At 65.8% G+C, this 15,642-nt stretch carries 15 protein-coding genes; 4 read left to right on the forward strand and 11 right to left on the reverse strand.

Annotation, left to right across the window (positions count from 1 at the left end; translation table 11 throughout):
* Positions 1–20 precede the first annotated feature (20 nt).
* Positions 21–974, forward strand: a complete 954-nt coding sequence (locus JAB8_RS08220) for a chemotaxis protein (RefSeq protein WP_070222400.1) — start codon at positions 21–23, stop codon at positions 972–974.
* 129 nt (positions 975–1,103) lie between these two features.
* Here the strand turns inward: JAB8_RS08220 and JAB8_RS08225 are convergent, their stop codons facing one another.
* Positions 1,104–2,000, reverse strand: a complete 897-nt coding sequence (locus JAB8_RS08225; protein WP_070289148.1) for an SMP-30/gluconolactonase/LRE family protein — start codon at positions 1,998–2,000, stop codon at positions 1,104–1,106.
* 14 nt (positions 2,001–2,014) lie between these two features.
* Positions 2,015–3,679, reverse strand: a complete 1,665-nt coding sequence (gene pgi, locus JAB8_RS08230; protein WP_070289167.1) for a glucose-6-phosphate isomerase — start codon at positions 3,677–3,679, stop codon at positions 2,015–2,017.
* Positions 3,680–4,016: 337 nt separating this feature from the next.
* Between pgi and edd the strand changes: the two genes are divergently transcribed.
* From edd to JAB8_RS08245, 3 genes are read left to right on the forward strand one after another with little or no spacing between them, the layout of a single operon-like run.
* Complete coding sequence (gene edd, locus JAB8_RS08235; protein ID WP_070289149.1) at positions 4,017–5,930, forward strand: phosphogluconate dehydratase; 1,914 nt, start codon at positions 4,017–4,019, stop codon at positions 5,928–5,930.
* A gap of 3 nt (positions 5,931–5,933) precedes the next feature.
* Positions 5,934–6,563, forward strand: coding sequence for a bifunctional 4-hydroxy-2-oxoglutarate aldolase/2-dehydro-3-deoxy-phosphogluconate aldolase (eda, locus tag JAB8_RS08240; RefSeq protein ID WP_070222407.1), 630 nt, complete (start codon positions 5,934–5,936; stop codon positions 6,561–6,563).
* 59 nt (positions 6,564–6,622) lie between these two features.
* Positions 6,623–7,135 (forward strand): hypothetical protein, encoded by a 513-nt coding sequence (locus JAB8_RS08245; protein WP_083287614.1) that lies wholly within the window; start codon positions 6,623–6,625, stop codon positions 7,133–7,135.
* 8 nt (positions 7,136–7,143) lie between these two features.
* Here the strand turns inward: JAB8_RS08245 and JAB8_RS08250 are convergent, their stop codons facing one another.
* Genes JAB8_RS08250 through JAB8_RS08290 form a run of 9 tightly spaced genes read right to left on the reverse strand, consistent with a single transcriptional unit; the run spans position 7,144 to position 15,638 of the window.
* Positions 7,144–8,178 carry a LytR C-terminal domain-containing protein gene (locus tag JAB8_RS08250; RefSeq protein ID WP_070289151.1) on the reverse strand — a complete coding sequence of 345 codons (1,035 nt, stop codon included), beginning with the start codon at positions 8,176–8,178 and terminating at the stop codon, positions 7,144–7,146.
* Positions 8,179–8,191: 13 nt separating this feature from the next.
* Positions 8,192–9,139: a type II secretion system F family protein gene (locus JAB8_RS08255; protein WP_070289152.1), complete on the reverse strand. Its 948-nt coding sequence runs from the start codon at positions 9,137–9,139 to the stop codon at positions 8,192–8,194.
* Positions 9,140–9,158: 19 nt separating this feature from the next.
* On the reverse strand, positions 9,159–10,133 hold the full coding sequence (locus JAB8_RS08260; RefSeq protein ID WP_070289153.1) for a type II secretion system F family protein: 975 nt from the start codon (positions 10,131–10,133) through the stop codon (positions 9,159–9,161).
* 10 nt (positions 10,134–10,143) lie between these two features.
* Positions 10,144–11,511: a CpaF family protein gene (locus tag JAB8_RS08265; RefSeq protein ID WP_070222417.1), complete on the reverse strand. Its 1,368-nt coding sequence runs from the start codon at positions 11,509–11,511 to the stop codon at positions 10,144–10,146.
* A gap of 53 nt (positions 11,512–11,564) precedes the next feature.
* A complete protein-coding gene (locus JAB8_RS08270) occupies positions 11,565–12,716 on the reverse strand; it encodes an AAA family ATPase (RefSeq protein WP_070222419.1) in 1,152 nt (383 codons plus the stop codon).
* A 36-nt stretch (positions 12,717–12,752) separates the two neighbouring features.
* Positions 12,753–13,271 (reverse strand): TadE family protein, encoded by a 519-nt coding sequence (locus JAB8_RS08275; RefSeq protein WP_070222421.1) that lies wholly within the window; start codon positions 13,269–13,271, stop codon positions 12,753–12,755.
* Positions 13,272–13,281: 10 nt separating this feature from the next.
* Positions 13,282–13,749 carry a TadE/TadG family type IV pilus assembly protein gene (locus JAB8_RS08280; RefSeq protein WP_070289154.1) on the reverse strand — a complete coding sequence of 156 codons (468 nt, stop codon included), beginning with the start codon at positions 13,747–13,749 and terminating at the stop codon, positions 13,282–13,284.
* 7 nt (positions 13,750–13,756) lie between these two features.
* Positions 13,757–15,307: a TadE/TadG family type IV pilus assembly protein gene (locus JAB8_RS08285; protein ID WP_070289155.1), complete on the reverse strand. Its 1,551-nt coding sequence runs from the start codon at positions 15,305–15,307 to the stop codon at positions 13,757–13,759.
* 46 nt (positions 15,308–15,353) lie between these two features.
* Entirely contained in the window at positions 15,354–15,638 is a 285-nt protein-coding gene (locus JAB8_RS08290; protein WP_070222427.1) for a hypothetical protein, read from the reverse strand.
* Positions 15,639–15,642: the final 4 nt, after the last annotated feature.

A 15,642-nucleotide genomic window follows, 5' to 3' on the forward strand; every position in this document is an offset into this window, starting at 1 on the left:
AGACGGCTCAAGGGGACACAATGAATTCAATGCAGCAAGATGTCGATGAACGCACCAGCCTGACAGGCAATAACAAATTCGAACTGTTCCTGTTCAAGCTGGGGACCAGTGATCACTCGGCCAGCCGCGAACTGTTCGGCATCAATGTGTTCAAAGTCCGTGAAATCATGGAAATGCCGGCCATCACGGCGGTGGCTGGTTCGCACCCGCACATGCTGGGCGTGGTCAATATCCGTGGTCAGATCGTTCCCGTGATCGACTTGCCGATGGCGGTCGGTTGCAAGAGCAGCGGCTTGAAGATCCTGATGGTGACGGAATTTGCCCGTTCGACACAGGCGTTTGCCGTGGAAGAGGTCGATGAAATCGTGCGCCTCGAATGGAATCAGGTCTTGTCGGCCGAATCGAGCGTCGGCGGCGGCCTCGTCACCAGCATCGCCCGCCTCGACGGCGACACGGACAAGACACGCCTGGCGCAAGTGCTGGACGTGGAGCAAATCCTGCGCAACGTGCTGCCGTCGGGCGACCCGGACGTGGACGAAAACAGCATCGGCCCGCAAGTGCGCTTGCCGGCCGGCGCCGTGATTCTCGCAGCCGACGATTCCTCGCTGGCCCGCTCGTTGATCGAAAAGGGCCTCGAAGCGATGGGCGTGCCTTTCATCATGACCAAGACGGGCAAGGAAGCGTGGGAGCGCCTGCAAGCGATCTCGGCCCAGGCGGCCACGGAAGGCAAGACGGCGAAAGACAAGGTCGCGCTGGTGCTGACCGACCTGGAAATGCCGGAAATGGACGGTTTTACCCTGACGCGCAACATCAAGAACGATGGCCGCTTCTCCAACATCCCCGTGGTGATCCACTCGTCGCTGACGGGCTCGACCAACGAAGACCACGTCAAGGGCGTAGGCGCCGATGGATATGTGGCCAAGTTTGTGGCGGCTGAATTGGCCGAGACGATCCGCAAGGTGCTGTCGCGGTAATCCGACGGCACCATGGCCAACACTGTTGTCGGATTACGCGGGGCCTTGCCCCGCTAATCCGACCTACGTGAGCGTTAAAAAAGCGCCGGACCCTCGCGGGTGCCGGCGCTTTTTTCGTACCTGACCGTGTTACGCCTGGTAAGGCGTTTCCGGCTGGCCCGCCACGTCCACGCGCACGGACAGCACGTGACCCGTCAACGGATAGTCGGCGATTTCTGCTGCCGAGCGGTTGTGGCTGGCGCTGGTGATGTACAGGGTGCGCAGGTCGGGGCCGCCGAACGTCACCATGGTGGGGCAGCGCACGGGCACCGTAATTTCGCCCAGCAAATGGCCATCGGGGGCGAAGCGCAAGATCTTGCCGCCTTCAAACATGGCCGACCAGTAATTGCCTTCGCTGTCGACGGCCGCGCCATCGGGGCGCCCGCCGTAATCAAACGCCTTCTTGTCCATGGAAAAGCGCTGGAACGGTTGTGGCGCGGAAATGGCTCCCGTGGCCGCATCGAAGTCGAAACGGTCGATGCGGTGCGTGGTGGTATCCGAGTGATACATGGTGCGCCCGTCGGGACTGAAGCCCAGGCCGTTCGACACGGTCATGCCGCCCGACCAGACCTTGCGTACTTGTCCCTTTTCCAGCACGAACATTTCCGCTGCGTCAGTGTTGCGCGGCTCGAAAATCGTGCCGACCCAGAAACGGCCGGCCGGGTCAACCTTGCCGTCGTTGAAGCGCGTGGTGGTCATGTCGAACGGCGCCGGCGCGATGTGCGCCAGGCTGCCCGTCTTCGTGTCGAGGTGGGCAAAGCCGCTGCGCAGGGCGACGATCAGGCCGCCGCCGGCGTTGATGGCCAGCGCCGACGGTTCTGTCGGCATGGTCCACTGCGCATGCTTGCCACTGGCCGGGTGCAGCCGGTGCACGGCGCGGCCATCGATGTCGACCCAGTACAGGGCCGCTTCCTTGCCATGCCATAGCGGGCATTCGCCCACTTGCATGGCCTTGTCGCTGACTACTTTGATTTCGTAAATATTCATAAACCTCAATTAAGTTAATACGCCGCCTTGGCGGCTTTCGCCAGGGCAATCAAGCCATTGGTCGAGCTGTCGTGGTGGTCGGGACGGGCTTCGCCCGTCAGTTCGGCCTGGATTTTCTTCGCCAGCACCTTGCCCAGTTCCACGCCCCACTGGTCGAAACTGTTGACGTTCCACAAGACGCCCTGCACGAAGGTCTTGTGTTCGTAAAGCGCGATCAGGGCGCCCAGGGTGGTCGGGGTCAGCTGGTCCATCAAAATGGTGTTGCTGGGGCGGTTGCCGGGGAAAGTCTTGTGCGGCACCAGCGCTTCGATTTCGCTTTCCGGCAAGCCCTGCGCCTGCAGGTCAAGGCGCACTTCCTCGGCCGTCTTGCCTGTCATGAAGGCTTCCGACTGGGCGAAGCAGTTCGCCAGCAGGGCATCGTGGTGGCCCGGCAAATCGTGCGTGGCGCGCAGGGCGGCGATGAAGTCGATGGGGGTGATGTCCGTGCCCTGGTGCAGCAGCTGAAAATACGCGTGCTGGGCATTCGTGCCGCAATCGCCCCAGATGACGGGGCCGGTCGGCACATCGACGGGCACGCCATCCTTGGTGACGCGCTTGCCGTTGCTTTCCATGTCCAGCTGTTGCAGGTAGGCGGCGAAGCGGCTCAGGTCCTGGTGATACGGTGCGATGGAAACGGAGCCGCAATCGAGGAACTGACGGTTCCAGAAGCCGACCATGGCCAGCACGACGGGCATGTTGTCTTCGAGGGGCGCCTGGCGGAAATGCTGATCCATCGCATGCGCACCGGCGAGGAAATCGCTGAAATATTCAAAACCGACGGACAGGGCCACGGCCAGGCCGATCGAGGACCAGACGGAATAACGGCCGCCGACCCAGTCCCAGAACGGGAACATATTGTCCGGCGAAATGCCGAAATCGACGATGGCTTGCGTGTTGGTCGAGACAGCCACGAAGTGTTGCGCCAGATCCTTTTCTTCGCCTTCGAGCAGGAACCAGGCGCGCGCCGTGTTGGCGTTGAGCATGGTTTCAGCGGTAACAAAGGTTTTCGAGGCAACAATGAACAGGGTGGTTTCCGGATCGACTTTCGACAGGGTCGCTTCCATGTCGTGACCGTCGACGTTGGAAACAAAGTGCATTTCCAGCCCCGGGTTGGCATACGAGCGCAGCGCCAGGCACGCCATTTTCGGGCCCAGGTCCGAGCCGCCGATGCCGATATTGACGATGTCGCAGATGGGCTTGCCCGTGTAGCCGAGCCAGCTGCCATTGCGGACCTTGTCCGTAAATGCCTTGACGCGCTGCAGTACATCTTGCACGTCAGCATCGATATCCTGGCCATCGACCATCAGCCTGGTGCCGCGCGGCGCGCGCAAGGCGGTATGCAGAACGGCCCGATGTTCGGTAAGATTGATTTTCTCGCCGGTGAACATGGCTTCGCGCTGCGCTTCCACGCCGCGCTCGCGGGCCAGGTCCATCAGCAGCGCCATGGCGGTGGCGTCGACCCGGTTCTTCGAGTAATCGAGCAGCAGGCCGGCCGCATCGACCGTCATCGTCGAGAAACGTGCGGGGTCGGCGGCGAACAGCTGGCGCAGATGCACTTCGCGCAGGCTGGCGCCATGCGCTTGCAGGGACTGGAAACTGGCGGTGGCGGTGATGGCAGGAGTAGGTGCTGGCTGGCGCATGGCGGTCGGCTTGGGTGCTTGTCTCGGTTGAAAGGAGCGCGGCGCGTTCGTGGTGGCGAACAGCGGGTCCGGCATTGGTATGAGAATAATACATCAGAAAAACGTAATTTCACTACAGTTTGTGACGTGAGGCCGATTTTTGTTGTGCTTTTTTTAGCGATTGCGCCCGTGCCATATAAGAGCTATGTTGACAGCTGCCGATACGCGATATTTGCCGGGCTTGCCTTGATACGCCGCAATCCGTGGCTTATTTGTGTGGTCGGCCCATGCAAGAGTGCTTCTTCTTCACCGTTTTGTAGTAAAATTTCACGAAATACTCATTTTTAAGGAAATCCATATGGCGCTGCATCCAGTAGTCGAATCCGTAACAGCGCGCATCATCGCGCGCAGCCGGCCATCGCGCGGCGCCTATCTGGCGCATCTGGATGCGGCCCGCATCCAGGGCGTGCAGCGCGGCGCCCTGTCGTGCACCAACCTGGCGCACGGCTTTGCCGCCTTTCCCGCCAACGACAAGCTGTCGCTGAAGGAGTACAAGAAGCCGTCCGTGGCCATCGTGTCCTCGTACAACGACATGCTGTCGGCGCACCAGCCCTTCGAAGGCTTCCCGCAGATCATCAAGCAAGCCGTGCGCGAAGTGGGCGCCGTCGCCCAGTTCGCCGGCGGCGTGCCCGCCATGTGCGATGGCGTGACGCAAGGCCAGCCGGGCATGGAATTGTCGCTGTTCTCGCGCGACACCATCGCCATGTCGACGGCCGTGGCGCTGTCGCACAATATGTTCGACGCGGCCCTGTACCTGGGTGTGTGCGACAAGATCGTGCCGGGCCTCTTGATCGGCGCGTTGCACTTCGGCCATTTGCCGGCCGTCTTCGTGCCGGCCGGTCCGATGACGTCGGGCCTGTCGAACCAGGAAAAAGCCAAGGTGCGCCAGCTGTATGCGCAAGGCAAGGCCACGCGCGAAGACTTGCTCGAAGGCGAGTCGAAAGCCTACCACGGCGCCGGCACCTGTACCTTCTACGGTACCGCGAACAGCAACCAGATGCTGATGGAAGTGATGGGCCTGCATTTGCCGGGCGCCGCCTTCATCACGCCGAACACGCCGCTGCGCGATGCGCTGACCAGGGCCGCCGCCCAGCGCGCGGCCGTCATCACGGCGCAAAGCGGCAGCTACTTGCCAGTCGGCCATATCGTCGACGAGAAATGTATCGTCAACGCCGTCGTGGGCTTGCTGGCCACGGGCGGCTCGACCAACCATACCCTGCACCTGGTGGCGATCGCCAAGGCGGCCGGCATCGTCATCGACTGGAACGATTTCAATGAACTGTCGGCCATCGTGCCGATGCTTACGCGCATCTACCCGAACGGCGACGCCGACGTGAACCATTTCCACGCGGCCGGCGGCACCGGTTATCTGATCCGCGAACTGCTGGACGCGGGCTTGCTGCACGAGGACGTCAACACTATCCTGGGCCACGGCTTGCGCGCGCACTGCATGGAGCCGTTCCTCGGCGAAGACGGCAAGGTCTTCTGGAAAGATGCGCCGGCCGCCAGCGCCGACGAAAACGTGCTGCGCCCGGCCAGCAATCCTTTCGCGCCGGACGGCGGCATGGTCCTGGTGGCGGGCAACCTGGGCCGCGCCGTGATGAAGGTGTCGGCCGTCAAGCCGCAGCACCGCACGGTCGAAGCGCCTGCCCTGGTATTCAATTCGCAGGAAGACTTCATGGCCGCCTACAAGGCCGGCACGCTGGACCGCGATTTCGTCGCCGTGCTGCGCTTCCAGGGTCCGCGCGCCAACGGCATGCCGGAACTGCATGCGCTGACCCCGGCGCTGGCCAACCTGCAGGATGCGGGCCGTCACGTGGCGCTGGTCACCGATGGCCGCATGTCGGGCGCGTCGGGCAAGGTGCCGGCCGCCATCCACGTCTCGCCTGAAATCCTCGCCGGCGGCCCGCTGGGCCTCGTGCGCGACGGCGACATCATCCGTCTCGACGCCTTCACGGGCGTACTGGAGGCGCTGGTGCCGGCCGACGTCTGGCACGCCCGTTCGCTGGTCACGGCCGACCTGTCGCCGAACCACGTCGGCATGGGCCGCGAGCTGTTTTCCATGTTCCGTTCCACCGTCAGCGCGGCGGAAGAAGGTGCCACCACCTTCGGCCTGCCGTCGCCGATTCCCACCACCGTCGCCTTGCACGACGCCGACAATGTCGGCGATACCGTACCGGGTTCCGATGAAGACTTTTTGGCTAGGAAATAAGAGATGACCATGACACTACTGGAAATTATGCGCACCTCGAGCGTGATCCCCGTGATTGCGATCGACGATCCTGAACACGCCGTACCGCTGGCGCGCGCGCTGGTGGCGGGCGGCATCCGCGTGCTGGAAGTGACGCTGCGCACCAAGCACGGCCTCGAAGCGATCCGCGCCATGTCGGCCGTGCCGGGCGCCATCGTCGGCGTGGGCACCTTGACCCGTCCCGAGGAATTCGTGCAGGCACGTGATGCGGGCGCCGTCTTCGGCGTTTCGCCGGGCCTGACGTCGGCCCTGGTGGCGGCGGCGAAAAGCAGCGGCCTGCCCTTGCTGCCAGGCGTGATGACGCCAGGCGAAGTGATGGCGGCGCGTGAAAACGGCTTCCAGCAGCTGAAACTGTTCCCGGCCGTACCGGCGGGCGGCATCGGCATGCTCAACGCGATCTACGGCCCGCTGCCGGACATCACGTTCTGCCCGACGGGCGGCATCTCGCAAGAGACGGCGTCGCAGTTCCTGGCGTGCAAGAACGTCGCCTGCGTGGGCGGCTCGTGGCTGACGCCGAAAGACGCGATCGCGGCCGGCAACTGGGACCGCATCACGGAAATCGCCAAGGCCGCCAGCGGTCTTCGATTGGCTTAAGCGGCACCCGCGCGGCAGGCTTTACGCTTGCCGCGCTTTCTTCTCTTCTTATGCGAGTCTTGCGCCGCCCCCTCACCATCGGCGAAACCGCCATGGCCCGCAGCGTCTTCCAGGGCGCCATCGACTACGCGCGCGTGCGCGTCGTGCGCGGCTCCTTTTTACCGTTCGGCTTGCAGGACCAGAACACGGCGATGACGCCGCGCGGCAGCCTGCATTTCATGCCGGCCCAGTACCGCGACGATTTTTCCCGCGAAGGCAACAGCGGCAAGCTGTTCTTCATCCACGAAATGGTGCATGTGTGGCAGTACCAGCTCGGCTACAGCGTGCTGCTGCATGGCGTGCTGCTGGCGCTGCGCGGCGGCTACATTGCCCAGCGCGCCTACCGCTACGATGCGCGGGCTGGCGGCGTCCTGTCCGACTTCAACATGGAGCAGCAGGGCGACATCATCGCCCACTACTTCGGCGCGCGCCAGCTGGGCATTCCCGCCTACGTGGCGAAGCTGCCGCAGCTGCAGGATATCCTGCAGGGCTTCCTGATCAACCCCGCCGACCGCCGCCTGCTGCCGCGCTGATGCCTGCGTCACGGTGTCGCGTTCGATGCCAGGCGCACGTCCGGCGCGCGCAGGCTGGCCGCCGCATCCTTGCCCAGCAATAAACGCAGGTCGGCGCCCGCGCCGATGCCGCTGTCGTCCGCCGCTTGCAGCTGCGGCATGCCGCCCAAGGCCAGCGCCAGGGCGGCGGCCGCCTGCGCATGGCCTGGTCGGTAGACGATGCTGCTGGCCTGGACGCCGTACGGCCGCTGGTTACCCAGCCGCAGCACGCTGATGCCCATGCCGCCCAGCATGCCGCGCATGCGCGCCGCCATCCCCGTTTCGCCATTGCCGTTGATGACTTCCAGCCGTGGCAGCGGCGCCGCCTGCTTCGCCAGGGCGGGCACGGCGGCCGGCGCGGCGCGTGGCGCCACGGGCGTGTCGCGCCAGCTCAGCGTGAAGATATTCGGCTGCGACTGCGTCAGCTGCAGGCGGCTGGCCGGTGCCGCCGGCTTGGGCGCAGGCGCCAGATCGGGCGCGACGGCGTCCGCAGTGGCATCGATGGCATCGACTGTGCTGACGCTGCGCGCCAGCGCCGCGATGGCCAGGTCCAGGTTGGCGCGCGCCGGCTGCTGGCCGTTGTCGAGCTGCAGCGACTGGCGCAGCACGCTGGCCGCCTGGGCGTAGTCGCCCTGCAGGTACAGCACGTAGCCGAGGTTGTTGTAGGTCCTGGCCGTCGGCGCTTCTTGCGCCAGCGCCTGCAGCATGGCGCGCGCCGTGTCCAGCTGGCCCAGCTGCGCGTGCAGCACGGCGGCGCCATTGCGCGCGTCGGCCGAGTCGGGCTCAAGCAGCATCGCTTCGCGGTAGGCGGCCATCGCCGCGCGCGGATCGCCCAGTTCCTGCATGCGCTTGCCCAGCTTGCAGAACGCGGCGCTGCGGGCGGCGGGGCTGTCATCGCCGCGCGCCTGGGGTGGGGCGGCGTGATTGGCCTGGCTGTGCTGGCTGGCGGGACCGGGCAGGTGGCCGCAGGCGGGCAGCAGGCCGGCGCAGGCGAGCATGAGCATCAGGGTGGTGTGCTGTGACATGGCGGTTCTCCGGTCAGCTGCCGCTGCCCATGCTGGGCAGGAGCACGCGGTAAATTTGCAGGAAGGCTGGCCCCATCAGGACGACCAGCAGCGAAGGGAAGATGAAAAAGATCAGCGGGAACAGCAGCTTGAGGGCGATCTTCGCCGCTTCTTCCTCGGCCATCTGGCGGCGCTTGGTGCGCAGCTGGTCCGACTGCACGCGCAGCGAGGCGGCGATGCTGGTGCCGAAGCGCTCGGCCTGGATCAGCATGGCCACCAGCGCGTCGACATCCTCGACGCCCGTGCGCAGGGCCAGGTTGCGCAGCGCCCGCTCCTTGGTGTTACCGGCGCGCAGTTCCAGCATCACCAGATGCAATTCCTCGGCCAGCACGGCGCTTTTCAGGGCGATCTCGGCCGCCACCCGGGCCAGCGCCGCATCCATGGCCAGGCCCGCTTCCACGCACACCGTCATCAAATCCAGCGCATCGGGAAAGCTTTCGAAGATATCGCGCTGGCGCCGCTTGATCATTTGTGCCAGCACGATATTGGGCAGGTAGTAGCCGATGGCGGCCACGATCAGCAGCCAGAACAGCAATGCCTTGCCCGCCATCTGGCTGCCCGAGGCGCTCAGTCCCAGGAACAGCAGCAGGGGCAGGCCGATGGCCAGCATGGTCTTGGCGGAAAAGAACAGGATGGGCGCCGACGCCTGGCGCAGGCCGGCATTCATGAAGCGCCGGCGCATCACGGAGCCTTCCCAGCCCTGCTCGGGCAGCGACAGTTTGGCCAGGGGGCCGCTCAGGCGCACCATGCGCGCCAGCCAGGGGCTGGGCGCCGATGCGCCGGGCGCCGCCGCGCTCTTGCCGGTGGCGTTGTCCATGCGCTGGCGCAAGGGATCGGGCGCAAAGCTGCGCATGGCCACCAGCACGGTGCCGAAGACGGCAATGAAGAGCAGGGCGAGAAAGGCGATATGCACGGGATTCATGAGGGTTCTCCTTGCGGGCTCAGACGCGGATGCGGATGATATTGCGCATGACCAGGATGCCGCACACCATCATCACCAGGGCGCCGGCGAGCATCTTGCGTCCGCCCGGGTCGACGAACAGCATTTCCAGGAACTGCGGATTGGTCAGGTGGATCATGGCCGCCGCGCCGAAGGGCAGCAGCGACAGGATCCAGGCCGACAGCTTGCCTTCGGCCGACAGCACGCGCACCTGTCCCAGCAGCTTGATGCGCTCGCGGATGATGCGGCTGATGCTGTCGAGCAGTTCGGCCAGGTTGCCGCCCGTTTCGCGCTGGATCAGCACGGCGATGACGAAGTAGCGCAAGTCCGTGCTGGGCACGCGCGTGGCCAGGTTCATCAGGGCGTCCTGCATGGCGATGCCGAAATTGACTTCGTCGAAGGTGGCGCGAAATTCCACGGCCAGCGGCGCGTTCATTTCATCGCCGACCATTTTCAGGGCGGTGGGGAAGGCATGGCCGGCGCGCAGCGCGCGCGCCATCAGATCCAGCGCGTCGGGCAATTGCTGCTCGATGCGCTGCAGGCGCTTGGCCTTGGCGCGCAAGACCACCAGCAGCGGCAGCAGTGCCGCGCCGGCCACCAGCGGCAGGAGCAGCAGCCACGGCACACTGAGGTAGCTGAGCAGCAAAAATGCGGCGCCGGCCGTGGCCAGCATCACGCCGGCGAAGCTGGCCACGCTCCAGCTCAGGCCCGACTGCTCCAGCAGGCGGTCGAGCGCATGCACGCGGGGCACGCTGAGCAGCACGCGCTGCAGGGCCGGGGTGTCGCTCAGCAGGCGCTTCTTGATCATCGAACTGCCCGTGTCGCCATGCGCGCCGGCCGACATGATGCGCAGGCGGCGCGCGACCCTTTCCGCTTCCGGGCCGCGCGAGGTGTTCCATGCCAGGTACACGCCCTCGATCAGCAGTACCACGGCGATGAAGGTGAGGATGGCGAATACGTAATAGAGATAGTCCATGATGCTCCCCTTAATGGTACTGGCGGGCGGGATCGAACAGGGTTTCCGGCAGGCTGATGCCGAAGGCGCGCAGGCGTTCCAGGAAACGCGGCCGCACGCCGCTGGCATGGAAATGCCCCTGCACCGTGCCGTCCTCGCCGATGCCCGTCTGGCGGAAGGTGAAGATTTCCTGCATGGTGATCATCTCGCCTTCCATGCCCGTGATTTCCTGGATCGACGTGACCTTGCGCTTGCCGTCCGTCAGGCGCGATACCTGCACCACCACGCTGATGGCTGAACTGATCTGCTGGCGCATGGCTTTCACGGGCAGGGCCGCGGAAGCCATGCTGATCATGTTTTCCAGCCGCGTCAGCGCGTCGCGCGGGGTGTTCGCGTGGATGGTGGCCATCGAGCCTTCATGGCCCGTGTTCATGGCGCCCAGCATGTCGAGCGCCTCGGCGCCGCGCACCTCGCCCAGGATGATGCGGTCGGGGCGCATGCGCAGTGCGTTGCGCACCAGCGCCCTTTGCGTTACCTCGCCCTTGCCCTCGATGTTCGCGGGCCGCGTTTCCAGGCGTACCACGTGCGGCTGCTGCATCTGCAGTTCGGCCGCGTCCTCGATGGTGACGATGCGTTCGGCCGTGCTGATGAAACCGGAAATCGCATTGAGCATGGTGGTCTTGCCGCTGCCCGTGCCGCCCGAGATCAGGATGTTGACCTTGGCCTTGCCCAGCGCCTGCAGGGTGGTGCTCATTTCCTCCGTCAGGCTGTGCTTGAGCAGCAGGTCGGCCAGGCGCAGCGGCTGGGCCGAGAAGCGCCGGATCGACATCACGGGGCCGTCGATGGCCAGCGGCGGGATGATGGCGTTCACGCGCGAACCGTCGGGCAGGCGCGCATCGACCATGGGGCTCGATTCATCGATGCGCCGGCCCACGCGCGAGACGATCTTGTCGATGATCTTCATCAGGTGGGCGTCGTCGGTGAAGCAGACGTCGCTCAGCTCCAGGCGGCCATGGCGCTCGACATACACCTGCCGATAGGTGTTGACGAGGATGTCGGACACGCCGGGATCGGCCAGCAGCGGTTCGAGCGGGCCGAAGCCGAGCACCTCGTCCTGGATGTCGCGGATCAGCGAGCGCCGTTCCAGCTCGTTGATCACCACATTGTCTTCCGTGAGCACGTCGCTGACGAGGATTTTCAGCTCTTCGCGGATCTGCTCGCGCGACAGGCGCTGCATGCCCTCCAGGTCGACGCGGTCGAGCAGCGCCTGGTGGGTGCGGTGCTTGAGCTGCTGGTAGCTGTGGCTCGCTGCGCCCTGGTGCGCGGCATCGTCATTCAGGCTGGCGTCATCCTGGGCATAGCCCAGGCGGTCCCGCAGGGTGAGTTTTTCGGCAGTCATGGTCGGTCTCCGGTGAGTGGGGCGGTATCAGGCTCGAGGATCAGGCTGGAGCCTCAGGCGCGCGCGAGCAGCCGCGAAACCCAGCTTTGCGCGGCGGGCGGGGTTTCGCCTGCCAGGCTGGCGGCCAGTTCCTGCAGGGCGCGCGAGACGGCGTTGTGCGGCGTCAGCTTGAGGATGGGCACGCCCTGGCTGACGGAGGCCGCCACCGCTTCATAGTGGTTGGGGATGGATTTGTAGACGTGCTTGCCATACGCCGCTTCCAGGTCGGCCACGCGGATGCTGTCGCTGCTGGCATAGCGGTTCAGGATCAGGCGGACCTTGTCTTCGCGGTAGCCGAGGCCGCGGAACACGTCGAGCAGGCGCTTGCCGTCGCGCACATACGGCAAGGTTGCCTGCAGCACGGGGAAGATCAGGTCGGCCCGGTCCAGCGCGCGCACGCTGACGGGGTCGAGTCCGCGTCCCACGTCGAGCAGGATGTAGTCGTACTGGCTGCGCGCCAGGGTCAGCAGCCGGTCGATATGGTCGGCCTCGACGTCGGCCGCATGGGCCGGGTCGTCGGCGGCGGCCAGCACGCTGTAGGCGGGCGTGATCTGGATCATGCTGGCGCTGAGCAGCGACGCATCGAGGCGCACGATCTGCTGCGACAGCTGCGACAGGGTGGTGGCCGGCTTGTGGTCCGAGACGAACAGGGCGGCGTCGCCGAACTGCAGGTTCAGGTCGAACAGCGCCACCTTGCGCTGTTCGCCGGCGGCCAGCGCGTAGCCGAGGTTGGCGGCGATGAAGGTGGCGCCGCTGCCGCCCTTGCACGAGACGAAGGCCAGCACCTGGCCCTTGCGCGTGACCTGTTTCTGCAGCTTGTCCTCGATGCGGCGCAAGGCGGCGCACAGGGCCGCGTCGTCGTCGGGCTGCAGCACTTCGCGCACGCCGGCGCGCATCGAGCGCAGCAGGAATTGCGGACTTTGCTGCGGACATTGCACGATGATGGCCAGGTTCGGATGGCGCCCGCCCAGCAGTTCGAGCCGTTCCAGCTCCGCCTCGCCCGTCTGCTCCTGCTCCAGCAGCAGCAAGTCCGGCGTGACGCCGTTGTCGAACACATCCGGTATGCTCGCCAGCAGCGAGACGCGGTCGGCCGCGCTGCGTTCGCGCAGCAAACGGGTCAGCCGCTTGAGCTGGGCTTCATTCTTCGAGACGATGACGATATTCACTTGGTACTCCCCGGTAAAGGCATTCGGTAAAGGCGTTCAGTTGATCTGGAAGCCCAGGCTTTCGGCGTGCATGACCACCACCGAGGCTGGCACGGCGATATTCAGAAAGCCGAACAGGCTGACCATCGGCGTGTAGCTGACGTTGTCGATCGATACGCGCACGCTGTCGATGCAGCTGGCCGTGCGCGTGATGTCGCCGCAGGCCGACAGGTTGTCGCCCGGGTCAGTCGGCGGCAAGGTCACTTCGGCGCCGCTCTTGTTCAGGTAGCGGATGGTGATGTTGGCAGCCGTCAGTTCGGGCGCGGCCGGCAGGGCCGTGCCGCCGAACAGGGCCAGGGTCTTGACGGCGTCGGTCTGGTCGATCCAGCGCACCACCGCTTCGCGCGCGGCGCGGCGGCTCACTTCCTGCACCGTGTTGTACAGGTACAGCATGCGGCCGAATTCCAGGATGCCGAACAGCAGGGTGAAAAACAGCAGCGACACCAGGGCGAATTCGACGGCGGCGGCGCCGCGCTGGCGCCCGGCTGGAGGAGACGATGAAAGGCGGTGGCGCATGGCGTTCTCCTTACAGCATGTAGCGCATGGTGGTGCGCGGTGCGAGCGGCGTGGCATAGGTGCTGGCTGCGCCGATCACGAAGGGCAGGTACTGGCCCACCGACAGCGTGTAGTTGACGACTTCGACGCGGATGCCGCCCGGCGCCGTGCCGTCGGTGCAACTGCTGTCGTTGAATGCCGCGTCCAGGCAGGTGACCGTCACGTTGGCCGTGGTGAAGTCGCTGATGCCGGCGCTGACGGCCGCATCGGCCACCGTCTGTCTGGCCGCCGGCACGCCCTGCGAGGCGATGCCGGCCTTGGCCTTGACGGACATGTTGCGCGCCGCGTCGCGCGTGGCCTTGTTCAGCGCGTCGTAGTACCAGAAAGCGCGGCCGAAGCCGAAGATGCCGGCCAGCAGGGTGATCAGCAGTGCCAGCACGATGCCGAATTCGACGGCGGCGCCGCCGCGCTGGCTGAGAGGGGAAAGGTGGATGCGCATGGCCGCCTCACTTGTAGAGTTTGATTTCGGAATTCGGCACGGGCTCGATCAGGCCCGCGAACTCGACGTCGAGGCGCTTGGTGCCGCCGCTGAAATCGGCTTTCATCGTCATGAAGAATTTGCCGATACCGACCGCGTTCATGGTGCCGCACGAAGCCGGCCCGACGGGCGCCGTGCGGCAGTCGACCAGCACCACGTTGAGGATGCGGCGGTTGCGCTGGCCCGGATGGGCCACCGATGGCGCCTGGAACGTGGGGCCGCTGGTCTGGTTGTATGGCGCAGGCGGCGTACTGGCAGGAAAGCCGGCGCCGGCGCTGACGGGGTAGCTGGCCGTGTCGAAGTAATTCGCCTTGGCCGTGCTGTACATGGGGTTGGCGTTGCCGTCCGCGACGCTGTAGGCCGTGCCGGCCTTGGCCGGGGTGGCGCCATTGCTTTGGTAGGCGGGGCCGTAGGACCACAGCACGCCGTAGCCGGCGAACTGCGCGAACGTGGCCGACGGTGCCGGGACGGGACCGGCTGACGGCAGCTGGTAATTCGGTTTGTTGCCGGCCAGGCTGACCGGCTGCTGGCTGGGCAAGGTGCTGGCGCCCGGCTGCATCCAGCCGGTGGGCGGCGAGTTGGCGGCAGCGGCGGCGCAGGGCGACGCGGCGCCCACGCACGGATATTCCTTGATGTTGGTGTCGGGCGGCGCCGTCGCGGGGTCGCACACGGATGGCCCGCCGTAGTCGTCGAAGCGCGAATTGAGCGAGGCGGCCAGCGAAGCCGTCAGCCCCGTGTTCGTGTAGACCTGGCCCGTGCCGCTGGTGATGACGGCGCTGCTGCCCGTGCACATGAATGGCGCGGTGGAGGCGGCGCTCGCGTGCGAGGCGCTGCAGCTGCCGGGCGGCGCGTCGACGGGGTTGATCAGGTAGGGATCGGACGGCCCGCCCAGCGGATTGAGGCCGAACAGGTTGTAGGTGACGCCGCGGCGAAAGCCGAATTCCACCAGCTCCGTCAGGCCCGTGCCGGCCGGCGCGGCCGGATACGTGTATTGCGCCGTCTTGTTGGCCGGATCGACGGCGCACACGCCGATCGGCGTGACGTCGTTGACGAAGCGGCCCGCCACGGCCACGCCCGAGGTGCTGGTGCTGGCGATGCCGGCGATGCCCATCAGGTAGGTGGCGAAGGTCTTGCTGCCCGTGTCGACGCGGATGAAGGTCTGGCCCTGCGGGCTGGTGCGGGCGCTGGCGCCGGACGACCAGGGACCGTCCGGGCTGGGGCCGAAGCTGATGTTGGCGGCCGTGATGGTCAGCGCGGTGGAAAAATCGTAGCGGTTCTTTTGCGCGATGGCGATGGCCTTCGTCTGCGCGTTGTCGATGCCGGCGGCGCTTTGATTGAGTTCCACGGCGCCCGCCAGGGCGGCGCTGTCGGCGCCGTTCTGCAGTTCCGTCTTGGCGATGTACAGGTGGCCCAGGTCCAGCACCAGGCCGCCCATGGCGAACAGCACCACCAGGGTCAGCCCCAGCACGATGGCGATCGCGCCGTGCTGCCTGTCGTGCCTGCGAAATGCGGTCTTCATGGCTGTCTCCTGGTGGCCTGGGGGGAGTGCGTCGCGAAACTGGCGCCTACTGGCGTCCGCCCACGCCGATGGTGAAGACATTCGGCTGCGGTTCCGGCGCGGCGAACGATTTCTGGTAGCGCTGGTAGGCGCTCGCGCCGGCCTTGCCGTCGATGCCGCTGACGGGGTCCATGTTGCGGTAGGCGTCCGGATACATGATCTGCTGCGCCTTGAGCAGGGCCACCGATTCGCCGAAGTGCGAATCGAGCACGGGCGTGGTGGTGGCGGCGCAGCCGGCTAACAGCAATAGCGACAGCAGGGTGGCGCAAGGCAGGCAATGTGCGGTTTTCATGGTG

It is taken from the genome of Janthinobacterium sp. HH106, from assembly GCF_001758725.1.
GTDB lineage: Bacteria > Pseudomonadota > Gammaproteobacteria > Burkholderiales > Burkholderiaceae_D > Janthinobacterium.